We start from the raw sequence: 25,021 nt of genomic DNA, 5'->3' as shown, positions 1-25,021 counted from the left end.
TATCCTGGCTGATTGTTGTATTAAGCCTAGGGCAAGCCCTCCTGCTGTGACAGTGGATACTCGTTTCGATTAAGTTATACTTGAGTATAGGGGCATTACCGTCGGCCGGATGTTACATGCGCGAGGCGAGCCGCGACACCTCCGTGATCGCCGGAATTTAGCGACATCGCGCTACTTAAGATTGTGCAGCCTTACGGCCAATCTGGTATAGCCCGATCGACTCGACCATATGGAGATAATTTGTTGTCAAGATTTTCCCCGGTCGCTGCAACGCTTATTGCTGTGGCGGTCTTTTTGCTAGACACATTAACTACATTCGACATTGCCATTGCTGTGCTTTACGTAGTGGTAGTCCTGCTGTCGCTCAATTTCGCCAATCAGACCCAGCTTGTTGCGATTGGTGCCGGCTGCATGGGATTGACACTTCTAAGCTTTTTGCTTTCGCACGGACTGGAACTCCCTGTAGAGTCAATAGGACGTTGCTTCATCAGCCTTGCTGCCACCGGGATAACGACATTTCTTGCTTTCAGGTTGAAAGCGGCAATCGGTATTCTGGAAGACAGCGAGCAGCGCTACCGGTCCATTTTCCTGGCCACAGGGGTTGGAATCCTCCAGATGGATTTTACGGGTCTTAAAACTGCCATCGACAAATTCAAAACTGATGGTGTCCAAAGCGTCGAGGATATTGAGAACCTCGATCCCGGGTTCGTCCGGAAAGCGCTGAGTTCGATCAAGTTGATAAACGCCAACAACACCGCTCTGAACATGTTCAATATGCCGGATATAAATAGGCTGGGCACGCTGCTGCCCGCTCTCGTCAGTTCAGAGGTGGAACGTAAGGTCTGGAATTTCGTCGCATCGATCTGGGCTGGAAACCACAGCTTTGAAGCCGAAACGGTGATAAGAACCTCGCAGGGGCGCCAACTCATCTTTCTTTATAACGTTGCCGTACCGCCCGATCGCCCAACGCTCGACATGGTTCTGATCAGCATAATGGATGTTACCGCGAGACGGGAAGCAGAGAACGAACTCGATGTTGCGCGAAGCCAGCTGGCCCACGTCGCCCGGATCGCTACCCTTGGCGAATTGACGGTCTCGATCGCTCATGAACTAAATCAGCCTTTGGCCGCCGTCGTCACCAACGGAGGAGCCGGATTGCGGTGGCTCAGAAGAGACGTGCCCGATCTGAAAAAAGTCGAATCTTCGATCGAGGGAATGGTCGCTGACGCAACCCGCGCCAGCGAGGTCATCAAGCATTTACGCGGTTTATCAGTGAAGTCGTCGCCGAACGCCGTCAACGTTAATCTCAATGAGATCGCCGAGGAAACAGTCGCCCTGCTGCAACGCGAAATTGATGTCAATCAAGTGACATTAAGATTTGACCTCGCAGACCATCTCCCTGAGATTCACGGGGACAGGGTACAGCTACAGCAGGTCATCCTGAATCTTATTTTGAACGCCATTCAAGCGATGGCGAACGCTCCTGGCCGAAGGCGCGAGCTTCTGGTGAAGTCGTCGTCAGAGGAAGCCGCCGTCGTTCTGCGAATTCAGGACACTGGCCCTGGTATCCCGCCTGAAGTCCGCGATAGACTGTTTGACCCTTTTTTTACGACGAAGCCCGACGGAATGGGTATGGGCTTGTCGATATGCCGTTCAATCTTGACCGCCCATGGCGGGAGCATAAATGCAACTTCCGAACCGGGAGCTGGCACCACGTTTGAAGTTACAATTCCATTTATTAAGGAGGTCGGGTGATGGCCGTGCTCACGACGCCGAGCGTCTATGTTGTTGACGATGATGTCCACTTGCGGGAAGCGCTAGGCAATCTTTTCGAATCGGTCGGTATCCACGTGGAACTGTTCGGCTCCGCCGCCGAACTCCTTGCCCGTCCTACCAAAGTTTGCGCCGAAAGTTGCCTCGTCCTCGATATACGCCTGCCAGGCGTCAGCGGACTCGATTTTCAGAACCAATTGGCGAGGCTTGGGAACAATATCCCCATTATTTTCATGACCGGTCACGGTGATGTCCCCATGTCAGTGCGAGCGATGAAGGCCGGGGCTATCGACTTTCTTATGAAGCCATTTCGGGATCAGGACATGCTGGATGCGGTCTCGAATGCATTGGCACTTGATCGAAACCGCCGGGCGAGCGAAGACGAACTGTCGGCGCTGATGGGGCGGTACGGAAGTCTGACGAGCCGGGAGCGTGAGATCATCGCCTTGGTAACGAGCGGCCTTATGAACAAGCAGATCGCAGGCCAACTTGGTGTGAGCGAGATAACTGTCAAGATCCATCGTGGCCATCTAATGGAAAAGATGGGTGTGCGAACTCTGGCGGAATTGGTCAAAGCCTACGAGGCGCTTCGCCCCGGCTTAAACACGTGATGCCAGAACCTAAACTTCTGTATGATATCATCCAGTCTCTCAATGGTGCATGTAACCAGCTGATAGTTACAGACTTTTAATACCGTTATAAAGGTTTTCTGGTGCACCGTTTGAAATCCATAGTCGTCGTCGAGGACGACGCGTCACTGCGCGATGCCATGGAGAATTTGATCAGCTCACATGGACTCAACGTCCATACGTTTGCTTCCGCAGAATCATTCCTGGCGCAACGGGGGCTTATTGAAATCGACTGCCTGATAACCGACATACAGATGGACGGAATTGGTGGAGTGGAGTTGTTCCAGATCCTGCGAAATATTGGTGTAGGCACGCCAGTCATCTTCATCACCGCATTCGAGGATGAACGCATACACAAACAGCTGATGGCGGCAGGTGCCAAAGGGTTTTTCCGCAAACCTTTCGAAAGTGAGGCAATGATCGATTGCATCGAGCACGCTCTGGCTGTGTGATGCATGCCAACCGAAGAAACTGTGCAATAGCCACCTTTCTTCCAGGACGATTCAACGATCACATCTCTTCGATCAGTAACAGGCTCACCGGTGTCGATACCTTTCACGGGGATAGCAAGATGGCATGCGGATTCGCGCCCGAAAGGCTAAGGGACAATATCTCGGCTTTCTTGCGGGTAGCACCGCAAAGGGCTCGTCCGACCATCTGCCGCTATTGATAAAAAAGGACCAGCTCAATTCATACGCAACGTGTGAGACTATTACGCCGGCCTGTCGACTAGAATTGCAGCTTCCGCCAACCCGGAGGCTTTTGCAACGTCTGCGCTTTCGGCCAGCATAATTCGAGCGGCCGCGAGGCGGCTTACGACCGTACTGATCGGTATCACGAGAACTTTCGCGACCTCTGCGTATGACATATGCTCAACATAAGCCAGGAACACGGCCGCGCGATACTCGTCCGGAAGTGCACTCACCCGCTGCAAGACCGCGTTATCAATGAAACGCATCTCGGAATTCTCGTCGCGAATGGTAACTTTTGTCTGCCAAATCGAATGCAGTGTCGAGAACAACCAGCAATCAAGACGACTACTGCGTATGAGGAGTGGCGCGCGTTCCAGCGCACGAACACACGTCGCCTCGACAAGAGCGAGGGTAACATCAGACCGGAAGGACAGGATCATCCCAAACCGCCAAAGCCGGCCGAGACACTGGGATAGATCCTCCCTGATTTCGCGTTCGTCCGTCATGAATAGTTCCCCTGAAGAGGAGTTGGCCGACTCAGATCAGGTGGATTACCTTGCTACATCCACCTCAGCGGTCGAAACTCACATGGGCGGCACCACGCCATTGGTGCCGAAGACGACACGATGCGTTGTCCACGTGCCATCGCTTCCATGTTCTGCAGGAACGAAGACTGTGGCGCCGGACTTCAGATCATCCATTGTGGCAAGCGAGAGGGTCACTATCGGCGTCTTATCAGGGATGTCGATCCTCTTTTGCCCGCCGCCCTGATACGTAACTGTAACCGTACGCCCATCCACACCCTTTACTGTGTTCGCAACAGTCGCATTGGTCATGCTGCTGTTCGGCTTCAGGTCCCAAGGACGGTCGCCTTCGCCCGTACCTTTGAGTGCGGCCGGGAAGATTACGACTTCGAGTGCACTGCTCATCCCTTCGCTTTTCGGTACGTTGGAAATGCCGACAAAGTCTCCTGGCTTAATATCATTTATCGATGCCATGGCAACGCTGTTGACGAGGCAGTCATCACTCAAGGTGATTGCCATGTCGCCCCCGTCGCGCGTTTTGACCACCAGCGACCTGCCCACAAGACCTACAATTACCCCGCGCACATTGGCGTGATCGGATGCCGGATCGCTGATGTTTGGTTTGCTTGATTGCATCATCACGCTCTGCGCGTTGCCTTGCAGAGTTAACGCAATCACTCCTGTTCCAAAAACGAGTGACAAGAACCGCCCTGTCCTAAATACGGTACGCATTTTCAATCCTCCAGAATTCTAGTTGCATGGCGATCTTTCGGGGTTTGCTGCCTGGCCGCCTATTGCGGACAATCATTCTTTCGATTTCGCAAGCTGCGCTATTTTGACAGATCAACACGATGGCACCTGGGAAAGCATCTGAACCTGAAGAAAGTGTTCTGTTGCTGTATGCGCTGGTTCTTGATCGAGAAATCAGGCGGCGGCCGTAGTTTTCAACTGCCGGGGGTAGAAGGCCCCCAAAAGAAATGCCCTTCGCAGGCTCAATTCAGGGCAAATATATCGCCGGTGGCAAATGCAAGGGTTACGATAGCGGCCGAGCCTACCAGAAACAGCATGATCCAAATCGTATCTAGCTTCTCCATAGCATTAGGTCCTTGGTATCAGCAGGAATTGGTGGTCAGATAGCATTGCTACCCTCCCTGCGTAATTTCTATTCCACATGTTTGTAGCCATGCGGTGATAAATACTCCATCATACACAGGTGCGCGTTAATAACGCGCTGGTTTTATTGAGCCATACATAGGTTTGTATCCGGTGGGCGAAACCGGACTGAAACAATGAGCTATTTTGAAAACCTTGAAGCACTCGGAGACAGCAATTCATGTCGCCTGGCGTGTATTAGGGTGAGAGGGCGGTGTACAAACGTGCAAACGTCAAAGATTCTTTCGCATTGCATTCCGCGCCAAGCTAAGTCGGTAACGTCGTCCGGTCGACTGCATCGCCGGCAAGGGCCAGGGGTCAGTGTTTGAGCAGATGACGTGCAAAACTCCTAGTATGCAGGGCGACGAAGTAGGATGAAACGAGCCAGAACCTAAGGTCAGAAGGCTGGTTGGGTCATGCATTGCATTCGGCTCAAAAATAGTTTTACACATTAGGTAATGATACACCGACATCATATACTGTCGGTTGGCGGGCTGAAACCCATTGCATATGCTTAAAACGCAAGACCTAAGCATATAAACTAACGTATAATACATAGGCGGACTTTCTATCTCCATATTAAGTTAGCTTTCACAATTGGAAGCTTTCAAGGAGTTAATTATGAGAAAATCAGCAACAATCTTAGCGATAACCGCTTTAGGTGCCATGTTGGCAGCCGGCTCGGCAACTGAATCGATGGCTCATGGCGGCGGCAGCAGTCATGGCGGCGGCGGCCATAGCTTTTCCGGCAGTCGCGGCGACTTCAGCGGTAGCGGTCATAACTCCCGCAGCGGTGGCATTTTTGGCCGTGATGGCACCTTCAACAATGCCCGTGGATTCGCGACGAGCCATAGCAGCTTCGCGGACCGTAGAGGTCACTTTAGGGACTTTCGCCGTGACGATAATTATTGGGGTCCTTACTATTCCTGCGAGTACCTTTTCCGTTGGAATTCTCCCCTGTACGACGAATACTGCCAGTAACCCATCGTAAGCTCTTCGAATCCCGGCCCCCCATAGCGATTGGGGACCGGATTCGAATGCTGAAGTGGACGGGATATTTGATGGCACGGCTAAAAATATCCTTCCCGTGAGGCGATCCCCGGATGAGGTTCCTTGTACCGGCACATAACGATTTCAATGATTGCCTTTTAATGGAGGCCCGAATGCCCAAGTTTAGTCATCGTCCTCACTACAACCACATGCCACACGTGGATTTGGCGGAGATCATTCTTCTGGTGGTTATTGTCGTATCGATCGCTCTCGCAGTTGGATTCAACTGGGTTTCCCACGCATTGCTCAGCTGAAATAACGCATTGCTCAGCCGAAATAACTCATTGCCTGCGCCGGGGCTTTTTCTTCGCTCAAGCGTCACGCTTTGATCATCATCGGCGGACCCTACCTTTTCAGCGAAAGAGATGAGTTTTGGGCTGACGAAAAAGTGAGCGTGAGATCGACGAACACGTGTTCAATGTCTGTCGGAAAGATCCCCGGCTGCGCAAATATCCAGCCCGCCTAGAATGATTTTGGGCGAGTTTGCGCGGAAGTTTCAGCCGTCAATCCCTCTTATAGGGTTTTCCGGCAAGCGGTGGGAAAAGCCGGCCTATCACCGTTTTTTTGTCTGCTTTCGGCACCCACGGCGATATCGGTCGACCAATGAGCATCGGCCAGACTTCCACTGTAAATTTTGGACCTGGAGATTCCCCGGGCGCTTCGGTCGAAGGGCGTGTCTCCGTCCCCGATCTGGCGAAAGTACGGAGGCGATTGCGCCCCGATTGAGCAGTCGTGCCGTTGACAGTTCAAACGAGCGGCGCCGAGAAGCCCATCCCTCAACTCATAACGGGTTTGTCATTCGGCCGGTTCACTCGTAGGAACAGCCACGGGAAGGGATTTTCTGTTGCGCCGCGAGATCCAGAGGCTCAATCTGTCGAGGTAGAGGTAGACAACCGGTGTCGTATAGAGCGTCATTGCCTGGCTCAGTATGAGTCCTCCGACCATAGCGTATCCGAGGGGCTGGCGCAGCTCGGAACCCGTTCCATGTCCTATCATCAGAGGAATGCCGCCAAGAATTGCAGCCATCGTAGTCATCATGATTGGCCGGAAGCGTAGCAGGCACGCCTGCCGGATTGCTTCCTCCGGTCGCAAGCCATGCTCGCGTTCCGCGGCAATAGCGAAATCAACGATCATGATGCCGTTTTTCTTAACAATACCGATTAGAAGAATGACGCCGATCAGGGCGATAACCGTGAAGTCGAAGCCAAAGCTCCACAGCATGATGAGAGCGCCGAGACCTGCGGATGGTAGAGTTGACAGGATGGTCAGCGGATGCACGTAGCTTTCATAAAGCACGCCTAGAATGATGTAGATCACGCCCAACGCGGCCAACACGAGCAAAGGTTCGCTGGTTAAGGACGACTGGTACGCTTGCGCATTGCCTTGGAAAGTAGCAATGAGTGTCGGAGGCACTCCCAGGACAGTTTCGGCTTGGTCGATGGCCGAAACTGCCTGGCTCAAAGCGACGCCCGGAGCAAGGTTGAACGATAACGTCACCGACGGGAACTGGCTCTGGTGGTTGATCGCAAGAACTGTGGTCGGCTGCGTCGTCTCTTTTACAAGCGCGTTGAGCGGAACTTGCGCGCCGGTCAGTGGCGATTTGATGTAGAGCTGGTTAATTGCCTGTGGTGAGCTCTGAGCCTTAGGAGACAATTCCAATATCACGTGATAACTGTTTAGGTCGGTGAAATATTGGGTGACTTGCCGTTGGCCAAAAGCATCGTCGAGCGTGTCATCGATACTTTGCGGCGTGATCCCAAAGCGAGCCGCTTGATCCCGATCAATGTCGAGAGTGACGGTTGTTCCATTGGATTGCTGATCGGTCGCAACATCCGTAAGCTCAGGCAAGGAGGTCAATTTTGCCAAAAGCTTCGTCGCCCAACTATTCAGCTCGTTTGCATCACCATCCTGTAGCGTATATTGAAACTGGGTCGCTGAACTTCGACCGCCAACATTGATATCCTGAGCCGGTTGAAGGAACAGCTTCACCCCTTCAACCTGTGCCAATTTTGGGCGCAGGCGACCAATGATCTGGCTTGCCGTCGCATCTCGCTGATCGCGTGGCTTGAGAGTGATAAACATGCGCCCTGTATTGAGTGTATTACCGGATCCGCCGCCGACGGCCATCCCCACCGTACTGACTGCGGGATCGCTGGCGACTACCTTCCCGACCTCTACCTGATGGCGCGCCATGTCGGTAAACGACGTGTCCTGTGCACCTTGCAGAATGCCTGTGATCAAGCCAGTGTCCTGAATCGGGAAAAAGCCCTTTGGGATACCGATAAAAAGGTAACCAGTGGCAACGAGCGTTAGCACGAAAATGCCAAAAGTTATGCGATGGTGGTGCAAGGCGATATCGAGCGTAACGCGGTAGCCGTTCAGCAGTGCTTCGAAGGCTCTTTCCGAAGCCAGGAAGAGCCTGCCATGTTTTGCTTTGTGTTCTGCCCGCAGGAAGAGAGCGCATAACATCGGCGTAAGGGTCAGCGAGACAAGTGCGGAAACTGCAATCGTCACAGTTACGGTTATGGCAAATTCGTGAAAAAGCCGACCAACGATTCCGCCTAAAAACAGGATGGGAATGAAGACTGCCACAAGTGAGAGGCTTATCGAAATAATGGTAAAACCAATCTCTTTGGAGCCGTCGATGGCAGCCTGCAATGACGATTTACCCGCTTCCATGTGACGCTGAATGTTCTCCAGCATGACGATCGCATCGTCGACCACGAAACCGACTGCAATGCTCAACCCCATCAGAGAAAGGTTGTCCAGACTGAACCCCAGTACGTACATCAGCGCGAAAGTCCCTACCAGCGCGAGCGGGACAGTGACACCGGGAATTGCCGTCGCCCAGACGTTGCGCAGAAAAATGAATATCACCATGATCACCAGCGCGATCGTGAGCAACAGGGTGAATTTCACGTCGAGGACAGACGCTTGGATGGTCGTGGTCCGATCGCTCAAACTCGATATGTGAAGCGCATGCGGCGCTATTGCCTGCAGCTGCGGCAGCAATGCTTTGATCTGGCCGACAGTCTCAAGAACATTCGCGCCAGGGAGTTTGGAAATTGGCAGCAGGATAGCCGGCTTGCCATCCGCCCATGCCGCAATCTGCGTGTTTTCCGGCGCATCGATAGCCTGGCCGATGTCGCTTATCCTTATCGGAGCGCCGTTCCGGTAGGCAATGATGGCGTTATTCCACGGACCAGCGGCCAGGAGCTGGTCATTATCGTAGAGCGTAAAGGTTCGCAAAGCACCCTGGATGCTACCTTTTGGTGCATCCGTCGTCGTGGCGATGATTGCTGAGCGAACATCCTCCAGTGACAGACCTAGGTCAGCTATCTTGCGCGGATCGACTTGCACGCGAACGGCTGGCTTTTGCTGACCAAAGACTGAAACCTGGGCGACGCCGGAGACCTGGCTGATATGCTGGACAAGGACATTTTCGGCAAAATCATCGATCTGCGTCAAGGGCAGTGTATCGGACGTAAGGGCAAGTACAAGTATGGGCGGATCTGCTGGATTCACTTTGCGGTAGGTCGGGGGAGATGGGAGGTTGCTTGGTAACTGGCCACCGGCGGCGTTGATCGCTGTTTGCACATCTTGCGCCGCACCATCAATATTGCGGTCCAGTTCGAACTGCAGGGTGATCGAGCTGCTGCCGAGTGTGCTCACGGACGTCATCTGTGTAACGCCAGAAATTTCACCGAACTGCCGCTCCAACGGCTGGGTAACCGAAGACGCCATTGTTTGCGGACTTGCTCCTGGCAGCTGTGTGGAGACCTGGATGGTTGGAAAGTCCACCTGGGGCAACGGCGCTACGGGCAGCAAAGGATAGGTCACCAGGCCGATTGCGAGGATAGCCAGCATGAGCAGCGATGTTGCTATCGGTCGCTGGATAAACCAATTCGACATCAGCCGCGCTCCATCTCACCATCACCCGGCGTGGGGGTCTGGCCTGGTGTGTCCTGTATTGAAATTCTTGCGCCTGCATCCAGACGATATTGCCCCGAAGTGATAACGCGCTCGCCCGCTGCCAGTCCGCTCTCGATCACTGCATGACCATTCGCTATCTGTCCGGGTGCGATTGGCCGAACCTCCACCGTATTGTCTGGTTTCACGACGTAGACGAAGAAACCGTTCTGACCCCTCTCGATTGCCGCCGAAGGCACTGTAATTGCGTGATGAACGATTTTTTGTTGTAGCCGGACGTCGACGAATTGCCCAGGCCAAAGCTTCTCGTCGATATTGGGAAACGTCGATTTCAAGCGCATCGTGCCACTGGTCTGGTCTATTTCATTATCAATGACCGAGAGCGTTCCCGTACCTAGGTTTGTGCTCCCATCGCGCGTGAAAGCCGTCACGGTAACAGGACCGGCTTCCTGCGCTGCACGCACTGCCTCCAGATCATCTTCAGGCAGTGTCGACACGACCGAAATCGGCTGCGTTTGCGTAATGACAACAATCCCGGTTGTATCGGTCGCATGGACATAGTTGCCCTGATCAACCAGCCTGATACCTGTGCGTCCATCGACGGGCGCAGTCATTTGCGTATAGGACAGCGATACCGCAGCGGAAGTCTTGGCTGCGGCGTCTTGTTCAATTTGCGCTTGCAGTTGGGCAACGGTGCTTTGCTGTGTCTGCGTGGTCTCCACAGTCGTGAACTGCTGGGCGGTGAGCTTTTTATCCCTTTGCAGAATAATCTCGTCATTGTTGAGATTGGTCTGGTCCTGCACCATTTTTGCCGAAGCTTGATCAAGGGCGGCCTGAAACGGGCGGGGGTCTATCACGGCCAAAAGATCGCCTTTCTTGACCTTCTGCCCCTCCGTGAAGAGAACCTGCTGCAACTCGCCGTCAACCTTGGCCTTCATGGTGACGGTGTTGAAAGCCTGAACTGTGCCCAGACCACTCAGATAGACGGGTACATCACTTTGCATCGCTGCTGATGCTTCAACCGGTACAGGGGCTGGGGCGGCCTGACCTTTGGCGACCGTTTTCTCGTTACCGGCGAGCCAGAAGACTCCGGCAGCGCCCAGCACGATTGCGCCAAAGACTATGCTGACGTTATATCGAAGTGAACTTTGCATTCTGTGCTCCAAGTCGACGTGCATGGTATTGACGCGCTAATTGTTCGAGGAAATATGGCAATAGGCTTCGGTGGCCGTCCTCATCATCCTGGGCCCTTCGGTAGGTGGGGTACGTGCCAGGCTCTGCACGAGTTTTTTGATCGATCTTTGACAAGTATTGCCACGCTTAGGGCGGGTTGCCGGCACCAATTTTGCCGAAAAACAGCCCAAAGCTTACGCCTTTCCGTTCCGTCGATAATAACAGTCAATCTGGATTGCGGACACCCAAACCAAAGTATGAGTCTATCAGACAAGCGCATTATTCCCGCCCACACCTGTATGATGGAGCATCTTTCCTTGCCTCGCTAACCTAAAACATAGTGCCAATGCGCCAAAGAGTCTTAGCGATGTCTACCGGAGCTTTATTCGTCGACAGACTCAGCATTCTTGTTGCATTTGCCAGTTGCCGTCTTGACTACGTCTCTTGCGGACAGAACCGCTCGGGCCGGACAAATTGCCGATGGGCGGAACTCTTCCGCCCTCATTCTTCCTGCACAACAGTGGTTTCGTACAAGATATGGGTATAGTTCGGTTCGCGCTGCGGTTTCCGCATACATTGTACGTTTTAGCCGCCTTGATACTTTTTCTGGGCGGCGTCGCAAGTTACGAGATGCGAACGGATATCTTTCCGGAAATCAACATTCCGGTTGTATCGGTAATCTGGAGCTATGGTGGTCTCAGCACACCTGAGATGGAGCAGCGTGTTACCACCTATAGTCAGTATGCAATCAGCTCCAACGTCAATGGCATCAAGAATATCGAAGCGCAGACGCTAGGCGGGCTGTCGATACAGAAGATATACTTTCAGCAGGACGTGAATCTCGATCTCGCAATTGCACAGATTGTGTCGGCGACAAACGCCATCCGCGCGCTTTTGCCAGCAGGAATCCAGGCGCCGCTCGTGGTGCAGTTCAATGCCTCCAGCGTGCCGGTCCTGCAGATCAGCCTGAGTTCCGATACACTTAATGAGCAGCAGCTGTACGACTATGGCATCTATCGCATTCGCCAGCAGTTGGCGCCAATCCCCGGCATCACATTGCCAACCCCCGCTGGCGGGAAATACCGGCAAATCATGGTCGACCTGGACCCGTCAAAGCTGCTTGCCAAGGGTCTCACCCCACTCGACGTCGTCAACGCAGTCAACACGCAGAATTTGACCCTACCTTCAGGCACTGCCAAGATCGGCGATACCCAATATGTCGTGCGCACGAACGCGACGCCGGCGACGATCGATGAACTCAACGACATTCCGGTCAAAGTGGTCAATGGGGCTACGGTTTTCGTAAAAGATGTTGGTCAGGTTCATGATGGCTGGCTCGTTCAGCAAAACGTCGTTCGTCAGGACGGGCGTCGTTCGGTCCTTCTCAGTGTCATCAAGAATGGCAATGCTTCAACTTTGGAAGTGGTCAATGCTGTGCGGCGAGCATTGGTTACGGCACGCGCGTCCGCGCCTCCCGGTATGGAAATCAAAGAGATTTTCGATCAGTCGGTATTCGTCAAGCAATCCATCGCGGGCGTGCTTCGCGAAGGCGCCATCGCGGCAGCCCTCACTGCGCTGATGATCCTGCTGTTTCTGGGATCGTGGCGATCGACGTTGGTCGTCATGATAACCATACCGCTTGCGATCCTGTCATCCGTCGTTGCGCTGTATTTCCTTGGAGAGACGCTCAACACCATGACGCTTGGCGGCCTCGCACTGGCCGTGGGCATCCTTGTCGACGATTCTACGGTGACGATAGAGAATACACACCGGTTGCTCACTGAAGAAGGACAATCGCTGGCGCAGGCGACGCTGCACGGAGCGGCAGGCATTGCTGTGCCGACGCTGGTGTCGACCTTGGCCATCAGCTGTGTGTTCACGTCCGTGGTTTTCCTTGAGGGACCGGCCAAATATTTGTTCACGCCGCTTGGCATGGCAGTCGTGTTCGCCATGCTGGCCTCCTATGCCCTTTCGAGGACCCTCACCCCGATCACAATTGGCCTGTTGCTCAAGGGCGAGCGGCATGGCACGTCGAAAAATTGGTTCTCCCGCTTTCATACCAGGTTCGAGCACGGGTTCGAGGCGATGCGTTTCCGCTATGTCGGGCTGTTGACGTTGCTGCTTACACGTCGGTTGATCATGCCCGTCGTCGCCGTCCTGGTTCTTGCCCTTGGAACCACATTGCTCATCTTCGTCGGTCGGGACTTCTATCCTGCGATCGATGGAGGCCAAATCCAACTTCATGTCCGTGCGCCCGCCGGAACACGGATTGAGACGACAGAGCGCATATTCCAGCAAGTCGAGGACAAGATTCGCGAGATCGTTCCCGACAGCGACCGCCAGCTTGTCGTCGACAATATCGGGCTCCCCGCCCGAGCATATAACCTGGCATTCACCGACGGCTCGACGATCGGCGTCAACGATGGCGTTATCCTTGTTGCCCTCAAGCCGGGCCACGCACCTACGGCTGACTACGTGCGTAAATTGCGATCAGCCTTGCCGGAAGCGTTTCCCGATGTTCTGTTTTATTTTCAGTCGGCCGACATCGTCACACAGATTCTCAATTTTGGTCTCCCCGCACAAATCGATGTGCGCACCGTCGGATACGATCGTCCCACAAACCTGAGGGTGGCAACGGAGATCCAGCGGCGTATCGCAGCCATTCCGGGCGTCGTGGACGCCCACCTCCAACAGGAAGTTAACGCGCCTGCGTTCGACACTACGATCGATCGCACGCGCGCAGCGCAACTCGGCCTCAATGCAGACACCATCGCCACGAACATCAATGTTAGCCTGAGTTCCTCGGAACAGGTCTCGCCCAATTTCTGGACTGACCCAACCACCGGTATTCCGTACTATCTGGCTGTTCAGACACCTGAACCAAAAATCAGTTCACTTAACGACCTCGGCAATACTCCTGTGTCCTCAACCATATCCACGGCCGGCGCTCAGATACCAGGACTGCTGAGCAATGTCGCAACATTCAAGCGGAGCAGCATCGCAACCAACAGTAACCAGGCGAATATCCAGCCTCTCTATGAAGTCTTCGCAAGCGTTCAGGGCCGAGATCTCGGGAACGTTTCCAACCAGATCAACGCGATAGTGACGGATATGCAAAAGCAGCTTTCTCCCGGCAACTCCATTCAAGTCGCCGGCCAGATCGAGAGTATGAACGAGGCTTTCTGGGATCTTGGTATCGGTCTCCTGTTCGCGGCGGTGTTCGTTTACATGTTGATGGTCGTAAACTACCAGAATTTCGGTGATCCGTTCGTCGTCATCCTGGCGTTGCCAGCAACCTTGTGCGGCATCCTCGTCATGCTCTTTGTCACGGGAACAACCCTTAACGTGCCCTCTCTTATGGGAGCGATCATGGCCGTAGGCGTCGCGTCCGCTAATTCGATCTTGCTGGTCACGTTCGCCAGAGAGCAGCAATTAACGGGCAAGCCAGCGTTCCAGGCAGCGATCGACGCCGGTCATACGCGCATCAGGCCCGTACTAATGACTGCAGCAGCGATGATTGTCGGCATGATCCCAATGGCCATAGGGGGCGCCGGCGAGGAACAGAATGCCGCTTTGGCTCGCGCTGTCATCGGCGGCCTGCTGTTCGCGACTCCTACGACACTCCTCTTCGTCCCGTACCTGTTTGCGATGCTTCGCGGAGGACAGGACGGCAAGGCGGCCCACGGCGTATTCAACGAGGAACCAGCATGAAACCCTTAGAACCGTCAGATCGGCGCATCGAGCATATCTATAATCCACAACCGCAAGTGTCGCGCAGGTGGGGAGGCTGGCTTATTGGGCTTGGCACGCTGCTCGGGCTTGTCGCGTTACTCTGTTTTGGTGCGTGGGGATATCATTCACGGGCCGAGGAGGTTATGGCCACCGCCGTTCAGCTCCGCGATTTCGTGCCATCTGTGCACGTCGCCGAGATAAAGCCGAGTACAGACACTGTAACCGTTAGTCTCCCGGCAACCACCGCAGCCTTCGACGACGTCGAAATCTTTGCACGAGCCAGTGGCTATGTCGAACAACGTGAAGTTGATATCGGAGATCATGTAAAGAAAGGCCAATTGCTCGCCAAGATTGCCGTGCCGGAACTCGATGACCAAATCCTGGAAGCCCAAGCTACCTTGGGGCAACTCCAGGCCGCTTTGAAACAGGCGCAGGCTAATTTTGACCTCGCACAGGTCACGTGGGATCGCGATAAACCGCTGGTCGCCAAAGGCTGGATTACGCAGCAGCAGGGTACCATTGATGTGCAGACTTTAAAAGCGCAACAGGCGACGGTGGGTGTCGCTCAGGCAAATGTGAAGGCTCAGCAAGATCAACTTGAGGTGCTGAGTCAGCAACAACTCTATCAGCAGGTTGTCGCGCCCTTTGATGGCATCATTACCCAGCGTAACATTGACAAGGGTAGCCTTGTGCAGGCCGACACGACCAGCGGCACCTTCATGTTCGCCATCATGCAGGGAGACGTGATCCGTACGCAAGTCTTCGTGCCACAGGACGAAGCATTCGGGGTTGGCCCCGGTGACAAGGCCAGTATCGAGGTTCCCGAGACCCCGGGCCGTATTTTTTCCGGGACGGTAACGCGGATAGCCGATTCATTGCAGCCGGGGACCCGCACTTTGCTGGCTGAAATCGACGTGCCCAATCCAGACGGTCTCCTCACGCCAGGAATCTACTGCACCGTCCAGCTCCAGATTCCGCGCAAGACGCCAAGCCTGTCGGTGCCCGCTGACGCCCTCATCTTCAACGCAAACGGATTGCAGGTGGCCGTCGTTGAGGATGGCATTGTTCACATAAGAAAAGTATCTGTGGCAAGAGATCTGGGAACGACCATCGAAGTTACGGATGGCCTCAGGCAAGGTGACCAGGTCATTCGTAACCCGCCAGTGCAACTGGTGGAAGGTAGTAAAGTCCGCGTAAACACCGAAACCGTCGCACCAGCTTGATCGGGAGTCCGCCCGCTCGACGATAATTGCGACAAAGAATGAAGATGCTCAAGGAAAGCGGTTTGGCCCGACCTCAGCTCAAATCTGACGCTGCCTCGTCCAGTGCTTCCACACACTCTGATCATTTGTAATCATGACGGCTGCCGTCTTGCTTTTCACTCCGCCGCTCCTGCAGCTGAAGTTTCGGCAGGCTTTGACACAGATCGATTGACGGTTGTTGCGAGTGTTCATGACAAAGGGGTGCAAGTGTATGAGTGCGAAGAAGATCGAGCAGGAAACACATTGGCAGTTTCGCGAGCCACTGCGACGCTCATTCACGATGGGTCACCGTTGGCCGGCATTTTAGTCAGTCGATCATGGGAATACCGATGAAGCAGTGTCATCGGCAAAGTCGAAGCCGGGTCGCCGGGCGCGACGACGGTGGTATCTCCTGGGCTTACGTGTCAAGTCATGCAACGAGGTGGCGACAGCTTTTCTGGCGACACGAACGGGGCCGATATTCGCGTCGTTGTGGAACTGAGGGAGCATTTCATGTCGAACCCTGCTCTGCAAACTATGTTTGTCTCACGGGTCAATGTTGAGCCGACGATCTCTCTCACAGTACGATCACAGTAATTTTACGATGAAATGCGCCATACATAAGTTGGCGATGAATTTTCTTTTTAACGTTACGTGTATTTATATCGCAATACTTTAATCACGATAACTGGTTACATTTGTCAAAAAAGTTTTTTGATAGACTCATTGTGGCAAAATATGTATCATTAATATTATTTTTTGTTAATTTGATTATTTGATTATACTCTATATTATGGACTTGGAAACCGAGAACCGCCGGCGGTGGGGTTATATATCCAGCGTGACGCGACGGAACTGGACGGTCCGATAAAAGGAGGGCGCCAAGTTGCCCTCAATACTTAGGAGACGCCAAAATGCGCTCTTTTATCTTCAGAACTGCAATCGCCGCCCTCTTGATCTCCACGCCGTTCGCTGGCGCTTATGCCTCTTCGGGCGGTTCGCACGGCTCCCACGACTCGGGCGGATCGCGGGCCTCCCATGAGGGGAGATCCGTTGGCAATGCTCGCGAGAATGTCAACCGTATAGGGCTCCATGACGAGTCGTATGAGGGCGACACCACCAGCCCGTCCTACCTCTTCGGAAGCCGCATGGATACGCATTCTATGTTTCACCTGAATTAAGTGAAGTATCGCACCAGATAGGTGCGAAATCGCCCCCGGTATGCCCGGGGGCGATTTCAATTCCATCGCAATGCCCCGCTGCCGGGTTCCCCGCCATGTCGGTTAGCAACGAGCCGCCTTCCCTGCGCCCGGATCATGCTGGCTGGAAAAAAATTTCGGGATATGGGAGGCGGCCCAACAAGAAAGGGGCAGCAGGCCGGTTTCAGCGTTGCTGCCCACGGGTCTCAAGGCTGCTATCGACAGGCTCAAAGGAGGTGGCGTGCGGGGAGTCGATCATGCTAAGAGGCTTGATGTGGCTCTCCCCGACAAGGTGCCAAAAACGTTAAAGTTGATCAACGCAAATAATACAGCTCTGGCAATGTCGATGTCGCCAATATCGACGCCCTTGAAGCCGTTCTGCCCGAACTTTTTATAGCGGACGTGGATAAGGCCTGGGAACTCCTTTGCGGCAATCTGGTCCGGCAAGCCCCGCTATGAAGCCGAAACGGTGGTCAAGAATGTGGAAGTTGGCCGCTCAGTGGCAGGTTGACGAGGTGGCGGACGCGCGGGCTCGTATTAACCAAGCCCGTTCCAGACCTGATCCTCCCAAATATTGTTCTCCCACTGCGGGAAGACCTTACGATTATCGGTTCGATAGTACTTGCTGCCGTGTCCAGACGCCTTGTCCATGTGCCGTGTTCGATCAGAGGTGAACGAGCCAGAGATCCCATGACCGGGCACGAAACCTGCGGAAAGCGCCGCGGAGATGACGACGGCAGCTATTGTGTGGGTAAAAAGGTTTTTCATAGTTGCTATGTTACATCGGCCTTTCGAGAATGAAATTATTCTTCGGATGCACATGATTATACATTGGTATAATCATGCTCTGACTGGTATCGGACGCCTCCAATGATGTGGGAAGTTGGGCGGTAAAGCTGTGGGCTATGAGACAAAAGACCGTCCGGGAGGGGCTCGGACGGTCTTTTGCGGGCGCTTGATGGCCGCACTTCAACGGGCGGAAAACGTTGAAGTATGGTAGCCGGGGAACTACCAGCCCCGTCAGGGTTTGTGACAGGTGCAGTTTGAAGACTAACTTCAGCCTGCCCGAGACGTAAGTATACGTTGGCATATTTTGCTTAAACGAAAGATCGATGAAACCTCCAGTGGCGGAAAAGGGTAGCGGGTTTCGCTATGGAGCTGCTCCCCGCCAACAATGTATCGACTATACCCATGTATAATCGATAATGATCTTCTCACACGATAATTACCGAGACGTTCAGATTGACAACCCTGGAGTGCCATTACATGACTATGAACAGGCGGGTATTTTCGGCGGCCCTCGCCGCTGGCGCGGCATCATTGATCTCCTCCCGTAGCCCGGCCGCGGAGACATCACCGGTGTTAGCTCGCAACGTCGTCCTCGTCCATGGTTTGTTTGCAGATGGATCATGTTGGACGGAGGTGATTGCTCGCCTTCAGGCCGCCGGGCTCAACGCCACGGCCGTTCAGAATCCCTTGACGACGTTACCTGAAGCCGTGGCAGCGGCCGAGCGGGTGCTGGCACTCCAGGATGGCCCGACGGTCCTGGTGGGACACTCGTTTGCCGGAATGATCGTCACAGAGGCAGGTGCGCATCCTAACGTTTCAGCACTCGTCTATGTTGCCGCGAGGGCACCGGACGCTGGCGAGGATTATCCTGCGCTCGCAAAGAACTTCCCGACACCCCCAGCTACAGCCGGCATCGTTTTCAATGGTGATGAAGGGCGCTTGACCGAGGCTGCGTTCCTGCACGATTTTGCCGGCGACCTGCCTGAAGCAAGATCCCGCGTGCTTTATGCAGTGCAGCAGCCATTCCAGAAAGCTCTCCTGACTGGCCGGACTACTCAAGCGGCGTGGCGGTCCAAGCCGAGCTTCTACGCTGTCTCAACGGAAGATCGCACGATAAATCCGGACTTGGAGCGTTTCATGGCTAAACGCATGGGAGCCAAGACGATTGAAGTGAAGGCGAGCCATTTGTCGTTGATCTCAAAACCCGACGAGATTGCGAAACTGATCCTTGAAGCAACTGGACGCAGCTGACACCAAAGCGTGAGTGGATAGGGACGATGATCACGTTGGTGCTCAATGCAGTCCTCGTCCACTCTCGTGCCGACGGCGGTGTCGCACGAGCCAAAGATTGGATCGTGCTTTGAATGAACTGGCAAGCAAGCTTGCTTATGGCCCAACCTGGACCGGTAAGAAAACGTTGACGCCCGGTGCAATTCGCTCCACGTCTCACATTCATTGGATGTTCGAGATTGCAGCGACGGCCATCGTCACTGCTCTTGGTGGCTAATTTCGCGCCGCACGTCGAGTAGTGCTATATCGCAAAGTTTTGCATCACCAGCCCTGTCAGCCGCGCGCGCACGTGCGAGTGCAGCCAAAGCTCGTTCGCCGTTCGCTCCTTCACCGGCTTGATCCTCCGCACGTGCGATTGACTCGGGTGTGGGCTCGTGATGTAGACCGGCAGATTGGCTCTCAGGGAGCGTAGGGCCAGCGCCGGCCGTCGCTTCCAGTACAGCGTCGACCTGCATCTGAACGGCTTCGATCTTTTCGGTGCAGGGACCTGCGTGTGCGGCGGCAGCAAGCCCCAACGCGAACATTGCCTGGACACCACAAAAGATTGCAAAGACGCCTGTCCATCCTCGGGATATGGGTTTCGCCCCGTATGAAGCGTGTTGGGCTTCAGGGGCACATGCCTCAACAGCATTCTGTACTTTTATGAGACCGATCAAAATCTTGATCCTCCGACTAGTTGAATAGAGAAAAGCGCTGACGGAATCGGACATGGTGCAAAGTAGCGCGACCGGGCTGGATGCTCCATCATACCAACGTACGGCTGAATAATGCGGTCGTTTGATTGAGTTATACGTTCGACTAACATTGATTTGTTGGTCGTGCCGGAAGTAAAATACTTGCTTAGCAATAGCGGTCAACGATCAAGATGGAAAGCTGATCCCTTCTCGCGGAAATAACGACTGATCGGAACAATCGAAAAAAGCCAAATACAATTTTTTGCGATGAATATGAGCCACAGCCGGGGGGTAAAGTGAGCGACGTACCAGCAATTATAGAGAATGAAGCCCGATATCCTTCACTGCGTCCTAGGCGGACCGTTCGGTCATCTTAGGAATTCTTGCAGCTCGCTGGAGCCGTGGGCCGGCCGAGGCCCAGACATTGCTTGGGTCGCCGACCGGGGTTCTCGCCGGCGTGGGCCCAAAAAAGCAGGCGGGGGGAATAAAGGATGACATCGAATGGCGGAATAGAACACAACTATGGATAAAGTTGGGCATCTTTATTGCCGGCGTCGGCGCAGGCGTGGCTGCAGCGCTAATCATTGCGCAAGTGGGGTCCGGCCTGTGAGCGAAACCTGCCTCGCGTTTGGCGCTTCTTTGTAGATGGATTTCCTGCGTGGTTTCGCGCCTTGTTCGGAATTTCCGCGTCCGAAACTTTGCTAAATCTCCCCCAAACGGGCGATGGGTAATCCCATGAGCAAAGGCGAAGGGACGAAGGATGTGGAGAAGAAGACGGCCAGTGCGACATTCTCAATCGGCACGAATTCACTACTTGCCCGACCGCTGGCGTCCCTTAGCTGAAAGCTGTGCCGGTTGATGCGAAGCTGAACCTTCGGGAAATGCTTGTTGATGTCGCCCAGGATGTTTTGCCCCATGAACCGTGCATTGGCCAATACTCGACCACTTAGTCGTCTTTGCAGAGCAAGCTCATTCCAAATTCGTTCAGGGCTGGAAAATGCAATTTGATATGAACGTGCTTGTTGGCATATACCCGGGCAGGTTGAGGCCGAGTTGTAACTAATCGATGTAACACCAACACCAACACCAAGAACGCGCATGAGCCGAATATCGCAAATCAGCTATGATGATGCGTCCCCTGAAATACGGGCAGAGCACGACGAAGAGCTTAGACTTCGTGGACGAATGACCAACATGAAGCGGGTCTTGCTTCATTCGCCCGTTGCGCATCGCGTTTATGCCGAGTGGTTCACCCTTCGCGATCTATTGCGTCCGACCCTGTCTGACAGAACAATCTGGCTGTTCTCGCTGGCTATATCGGAGGCAAGTGACGCCCTTATACCAACGACATTTTTTCGACGCGCGTTGATCCAGTCTGGAATTGAGCCGGACAAATTTGAACCGGACGCGGAAGAGCGCGTTCTCATGGAGTTCGGCAGGGCCATTGTTGCCAATTCGAATGCAGTTCCTGATGAAATCTGGGGGAGGCTCACGGCCCGTTACGATGAAGCGACGCTCGTAAACCTGGTAGCCTTTGCCGGCATTATGGTGGCCACCGGAGTTTTCACAAATGTCGTCGAAGTCGACCTTGACCCGGAACTGGATACCTACAGGAAAATTGACGGAATCTAGGCTATTTTATGTCAGGTCGCGGATCTAATCTGGATCCCGGTTGGATGGCGTTGGGTGGCGCTTGGGGCCCTTGGCACGCGAGGCCTCGATCAACTGGGCGGCGGCGAGGAAGCTTTCGAGCTCACACCGGTAGCCGTGCGCCATACCTTGGTGCTAGACGATAGCCTGCAAAAAGTTGCTCCGACGAACGAGCGCACTCAATCGATTGCAGGTCCTCAAATTGATTTGCGGATCGCAAGAGAATATGGTGGTGGCGTTGGTTGGACCAGGAAGCTTTGATAAGTTTTCCGTGTTCGGACTCAGGTGGGCTTGAGCCGATCTCCCATAAGATCCTTCGCTGACCTCTTTGACCATAACCGTCGCGACTAAAGGAAAGTCGATCTCTGAGTTCCCGGTGTCCCTCAACCACCTGCATCGGTGTCTGTAGCAGGTCAAGGGACCGATTAGGCCATCATAACCTGAATAGTTGCTGTAAATCGAACGACGAGAGGAGAACCGCCATGCGTGGAGAAAAAAGGCCCATGGGCCTGCTTCCCGATCACCAGAAAACCTTGCCGGATGAAACATTGAGAAAGCTGGAGGAATTGGCCTCGGCAGATTTTAGCGTCGAGCGCGCGTCTTTCCTGTCGCGAAACCCTCATGAGAAAGAACATATCGAACTGCTTGAGAGGGAATTAAAGCGCTTCTTGTCGCTACCGTTGTTGGTGCCTAAGTCTAAATTTCCCTTTGCGCCCGTCATCCGCGTCGATGAATTTTGGCACGAAGTAATTCTCAATACTCCCCGCTACCGCCGGTTATGCGACAATATTTATGGCGCCTATCTGGACCACACGCCCAACCAGGAAGAACTAAATCAGACGGAGGTTTCGAACAGAGCGACGGAAAGGGCCGAACTGACCAATGCAACGCTGTTCAAATATTATGGCCCGTTGGATCAAGCCGTTTGGGGAAGTGAACTCATGAGACCGTGCTACCCTCCACCACCCGCAATTCCTCAAGACCTTGAGCCAAATCGCTGACGCAAAGCTAAACAATATCATTATCGTTCGGGGCTGTTGTATCCGGAGTTTGGGCTTTGATGAAAACCGATCAGGTAGACCACGACACGGAATTGACTGCCTATCAGGTGGTGGCCAATGCGCCTACGATCCGGCCGGCAACCACCCGCCGGTCCTGGATGACCGGGACCTATGAGCACTTTGCGTACCTTTGCTTACCAGTCGTGGCAGCCAATGTTTCTGGATGGGAACTATTGTGCCCCGTGGAGTTTTCGGCTTCGTGGGACGGTGGAACAGGTCGCGACTCTTTGCGTATCGATATGCAATCGCCCAATCCATGGGCTCCCCTTAGCCACTTTGGACACGGTATTCTCACATTTGATACCGGCTATGTCTTTCGAACTTCGCCAGGTCACAATCTGTGGGTAAAGGGGCCGATCAACGAAGCGAAGGACGGCCTTTCCCCGCTCGAAGGGCTTATAGAGACAGATTGGCTCCCTTACACGTTTACGATGAACTATCGATTTACGCGTCCAGGTCACATGGTGCGCTTTGAGAAGGACGAGCCATTCTGTCTGATCCATCCTATGCCCAGCAACTATCTCAACCGCGTGGAGCCGGCACTTCGTCTGCTCAATCAGAACGAGGAACTCGACGTCCAACATCACGATTGGGCCAGAGCGCGGAAGAGTTGGAACGTCGAGCGTCTCGTACCGGGAACACCGGCCGCCTCAGCAAGATGGAGAAGAGATTATTTGCGAGGGCAAACGGCCACCGGAGAAAAAGCGCCTCGGCACGAGGGCGCATTGCCGCTTAGACCGTTTGAAGACAAAAGGCCTTGATCAACGAGAGCAGCTCAATCAGGCAGGAACGATCCTGTCTTGGTCGTTTCGCCCCGCACGTAACCAGACACGCTTTAAATGTCGCTGGCTGTCAGCTTTCAGGATGCCTCTAGCGTGAAGTACCCTCCAATTGTCGATGAAAATAGATTGGTTCGGTTCCAGCCGGATTCTTGATGGGACTAGTTTCGCCAGAGCAGCGTCAAAGACCGCAATTGCCTCTTTCTGGGCGTCAGTCATGTCCGGTAGCAGCCAGGGAGCATAGTTGATGCGCCAATTCCGCTCTCCGTCGCCTCTCAGCACGGCACAGTACCCACTTGGCCTGCCTGGCGTCGAATGGTCAAAATAAGGAATGTTCACCGAGCCAAGTTGACCTCGAACTTCTGGACCAAGGGACCGCAGTGCAGGGATCGCATCCATTAGAAGAGATTCGCCGTCATCCTCGTCTTGCCGAATGCAGAACCATGCCACAACATCTGCTGCCGGACCATCGGTATGGAAGGGAATGGAGTACGGACTGCTGACATGCCGACGGCTTCCGTCGACCAACGCAACATCATCGATCGACAAGATTTGACCTACTTCCCTACAAGCGCGGAGAAAGTCTTCCAGAGATTCAAACGAAGCCTGTACCATGCCGATCCTATCCAGATCCGCAACCGCGACATTCGCAACGCCGTCCGGCATTGTAACGTTCATAGAAACGACCTCTATTATTGGGCGACGCGCGGATTGGAGATTTTGGCCCTCCCCGGATATTATGGTCAGGGTCTCGAAATTCTGACGATCGGGCCTACCGCATGATACTGGTTTGGTCCCTCGGATGCGTGGTGGGAAAGGTGACCTGCGTACCAAATCACATTATCCTGCGAGACTACGTTCTCCCCGTTGTTGAACCTTAATTCACCGCTTGCACCAAACGGCCATGGTCCAACCTCACTACCGTGATAGCGGCGTATTGCGGCGTTGATATTGGAGAAGGCATCACGTGGGCCATCATCGCTGCTTGGTTGGATAAACGCTCCGAGGTGCGTTTGCTCGTCCCACACAAACCAAGATGGGTGTACATCCGGGTTTCTTCGACTATCGAATTCATTTGAGTAACGAAACCACCCTGGTCCGTAGCCCAAATCGGGAAAGCTCGACAAATGCAGGAAGGCTTGATCGATAGGCGATCCATCCATGTCGAAATCAAGCTGCCAGTAGGCGTGATGAACATGATTGACCTGGCACTGCAGACCCCGACTAAAAAGGCGCGGCTGCATCTCGCCATCACGCGTGAGATACCATGCCTGCACGATATCATAGGAGCCGATAAAAGCTCGGCCTGACACCTCAAGCCACTCACGGCCTCCCCAATTGAACGTGCGCTGGCAAATCTTTTGACCGTTGTGGCATGCGTTGTCGGTGACAAGATTTGACCATGTAATCCGGTCCGCATATGGCCCGCACTTATCACCATCGTATTTGACTCGGATAACCGGCATATTCGCGCGATAAAGGATAGTTCTACCGTCGAAGCGGACATCCCTCAGACCGACGCCAGCATTGTCAGCGACTTCCCAACGAAATTGCCAAGGACCCCAGTTTACCTGGCCGGATTGCGCGACCGCAGATGCAGTTAAAAGCCCAAACCAAATGACTGTGACGAGTGCACGAACCGCTCTACCCCAGTCTGACATGCTCCCCTCCCCACTGACTCTT

The 25,021-nt window shown here is 54.0% G+C and carries 21 protein-coding genes; 12 read left to right on the top strand and 9 right to left on the bottom strand.

Annotation, left to right across the window (positions count from 1 at the left end; genetic code table 11):
- The first annotated feature begins 243 nt into the window (after positions 1-243).
- The 3 genes from J2X72_RS23945 to J2X72_RS23935 all read left to right on the top strand — a co-directional run bounded on the left by J2X72_RS23945 (position 244) and on the right by J2X72_RS23935 (position 2,854).
- Positions 244-1,755: an ATP-binding protein gene (locus J2X72_RS23945; protein ID WP_210005295.1), complete on the top strand. Its 1,512-nt coding sequence runs from the start codon at positions 244-246 to the stop codon at positions 1,753-1,755.
- On the top strand, positions 1,755-2,384 hold the full coding sequence (locus J2X72_RS23940; protein ID WP_210005229.1) for a response regulator transcription factor: 630 nt from the start codon (positions 1,755-1,757) through the stop codon (positions 2,382-2,384). The genes J2X72_RS23945 and J2X72_RS23940 overlap by 1 nt, the downstream gene beginning before the upstream one ends.
- Positions 2,385-2,494: 110 nt before the next feature.
- On the top strand, positions 2,495-2,854 hold the full coding sequence (locus tag J2X72_RS23935) for a response regulator transcription factor (protein ID WP_405044773.1): 360 nt from the start codon (positions 2,495-2,497) through the stop codon (positions 2,852-2,854).
- Between the two features lie 260 nt (positions 2,855-3,114).
- Here the strand turns inward: J2X72_RS23935 and J2X72_RS23930 are convergent, their stop codons facing one another.
- Together J2X72_RS23930 and J2X72_RS23925 are read right to left on the bottom strand one after the other, a co-directional pair.
- On the bottom strand, positions 3,115-3,600 hold the full coding sequence (locus J2X72_RS23930) for a sigma factor-like helix-turn-helix DNA-binding protein (protein ID WP_210005225.1): 486 nt from the start codon (positions 3,598-3,600) through the stop codon (positions 3,115-3,117).
- A gap of 78 nt (positions 3,601-3,678) precedes the next feature.
- Positions 3,679-4,350, bottom strand: a complete 672-nt coding sequence (locus J2X72_RS23925) for a hypothetical protein (protein ID WP_210005224.1) — start codon at positions 4,348-4,350, stop codon at positions 3,679-3,681.
- A gap of 1,041 nt (positions 4,351-5,391) precedes the next feature.
- Here J2X72_RS23925 and J2X72_RS23920 point away from each other — a divergent pair.
- Both J2X72_RS23920 and J2X72_RS23915 read left to right on the top strand, forming a co-directional pair.
- Positions 5,392-5,751 carry a hypothetical protein gene (locus J2X72_RS23920; protein ID WP_210005222.1) on the top strand — a complete coding sequence of 120 codons (360 nt, stop codon included), beginning with the start codon at positions 5,392-5,394 and terminating at the stop codon, positions 5,749-5,751.
- 182 nt (positions 5,752-5,933) lie between these two features.
- Entirely contained in the window at positions 5,934-6,074 is a 141-nt protein-coding gene (locus tag J2X72_RS23915) for a hypothetical protein (RefSeq protein ID WP_210005221.1), read from the top strand.
- Between the two features lie 541 nt (positions 6,075-6,615).
- Here J2X72_RS23915 and J2X72_RS23910 read toward each other — a convergent pair.
- Entirely contained in the window at positions 6,616-9,732 is a 3,117-nt protein-coding gene (locus J2X72_RS23910) for a multidrug efflux RND transporter permease subunit (protein WP_310076082.1), read from the bottom strand.
- Positions 9,732-10,904, bottom strand: a complete 1,173-nt coding sequence (locus J2X72_RS23905; protein WP_310076079.1) for an efflux RND transporter periplasmic adaptor subunit — start codon at positions 10,902-10,904, stop codon at positions 9,732-9,734. Before J2X72_RS23905 ends, J2X72_RS23910 begins: the two co-directional genes overlap by 1 nt.
- Before the next feature lie 556 nt (positions 10,905-11,460).
- Between J2X72_RS23905 and J2X72_RS23900 the strand changes: the two genes are divergently transcribed.
- The 3 genes from J2X72_RS23900 to J2X72_RS23890 all read left to right on the top strand — a co-directional run bounded on the left by J2X72_RS23900 (position 11,461) and on the right by J2X72_RS23890 (position 17,077).
- A complete protein-coding gene (locus J2X72_RS23900) occupies positions 11,461-14,634 on the top strand; it encodes an efflux RND transporter permease subunit (protein WP_310076162.1) in 3,174 nt (1,057 codons plus the stop codon).
- Positions 14,631-15,878 carry an efflux RND transporter periplasmic adaptor subunit gene (locus J2X72_RS23895; RefSeq protein ID WP_210005219.1) on the top strand — a complete coding sequence of 416 codons (1,248 nt, stop codon included), beginning with the start codon at positions 14,631-14,633 and terminating at the stop codon, positions 15,876-15,878. Before J2X72_RS23900 ends, J2X72_RS23895 begins: the two co-directional genes overlap by 4 nt.
- A 932-nt stretch (positions 15,879-16,810) precedes the next feature.
- Positions 16,811-17,077 carry a hypothetical protein gene (locus tag J2X72_RS23890; RefSeq protein WP_210005218.1) on the top strand — a complete coding sequence of 89 codons (267 nt, stop codon included), beginning with the start codon at positions 16,811-16,813 and terminating at the stop codon, positions 17,075-17,077.
- 555 nt (positions 17,078-17,632) lie between these two features.
- Here J2X72_RS23890 and J2X72_RS23885 read toward each other — a convergent pair.
- Entirely contained in the window at positions 17,633-17,863 is a 231-nt protein-coding gene (locus tag J2X72_RS23885; protein ID WP_210005217.1) for a hypothetical protein, read from the bottom strand.
- Between the two features lie 498 nt (positions 17,864-18,361).
- Between J2X72_RS23885 and J2X72_RS23880 the strand changes: the two genes are divergently transcribed.
- Positions 18,362-19,135 (top strand): alpha/beta fold hydrolase, encoded by a 774-nt coding sequence (locus J2X72_RS23880; RefSeq protein ID WP_210005210.1) that lies wholly within the window; start codon positions 18,362-18,364, stop codon positions 19,133-19,135.
- Between the two features lie 236 nt (positions 19,136-19,371).
- Here the strand turns inward: J2X72_RS23880 and J2X72_RS23875 are convergent, their stop codons facing one another.
- Entirely contained in the window at positions 19,372-19,698 is a 327-nt protein-coding gene (locus J2X72_RS23875) for a hypothetical protein (RefSeq protein WP_210005208.1), read from the bottom strand.
- Positions 19,699-20,549: 851 nt separating this feature from the next.
- Positions 20,550-20,948: a hypothetical protein gene (locus tag J2X72_RS23870; RefSeq protein ID WP_210005206.1), complete on the bottom strand. Its 399-nt coding sequence runs from the start codon at positions 20,946-20,948 to the stop codon at positions 20,550-20,552.
- Between J2X72_RS23870 and J2X72_RS23865 the strand changes: the two genes are divergently transcribed.
- From J2X72_RS23865 to J2X72_RS23855, 3 genes are all read left to right on the top strand, one after another.
- Positions 20,947-21,480, top strand: coding sequence for a hypothetical protein (locus J2X72_RS23865; RefSeq protein WP_210005204.1), 534 nt, complete (start codon positions 20,947-20,949; stop codon positions 21,478-21,480). The genes J2X72_RS23870 and J2X72_RS23865 overlap by 2 nt on opposite strands.
- A gap of 500 nt (positions 21,481-21,980) precedes the next feature.
- On the top strand, positions 21,981-22,499 hold the full coding sequence (locus tag J2X72_RS23860; RefSeq protein WP_210005202.1) for a hypothetical protein: 519 nt from the start codon (positions 21,981-21,983) through the stop codon (positions 22,497-22,499).
- Positions 22,500-22,558: 59 nt separating this feature from the next.
- Positions 22,559-23,320, top strand: a complete 762-nt coding sequence (locus J2X72_RS23855; protein WP_310076069.1) for a DUF6065 family protein — start codon at positions 22,559-22,561, stop codon at positions 23,318-23,320.
- A gap of 18 nt (positions 23,321-23,338) precedes the next feature.
- On the opposite strand, the gene J2X72_RS23850 is transcribed toward J2X72_RS23855, so the two are convergent.
- Positions 23,339-24,016, bottom strand: coding sequence for a TauD/TfdA family dioxygenase (locus J2X72_RS23850; protein WP_310076066.1), 678 nt, complete (start codon positions 24,014-24,016; stop codon positions 23,339-23,341).
- Between the two features lie 65 nt (positions 24,017-24,081).
- Positions 24,082-24,999 carry a hypothetical protein gene (locus tag J2X72_RS23845; RefSeq protein ID WP_310076063.1) on the bottom strand — a complete coding sequence of 306 codons (918 nt, stop codon included), beginning with the start codon at positions 24,997-24,999 and terminating at the stop codon, positions 24,082-24,084.
- Positions 25,000-25,021: the final 22 nt, after the last annotated feature.

The organism is Phyllobacterium sp. 1468, assembly GCF_031455525.1.
Classification (GTDB): Bacteria; Pseudomonadota; Alphaproteobacteria; order Rhizobiales; family Rhizobiaceae; genus Phyllobacterium.
Note: the sequence above shows the minus strand (reverse complement) of the source record. Positions and strands in the feature narration are given on the sequence as shown.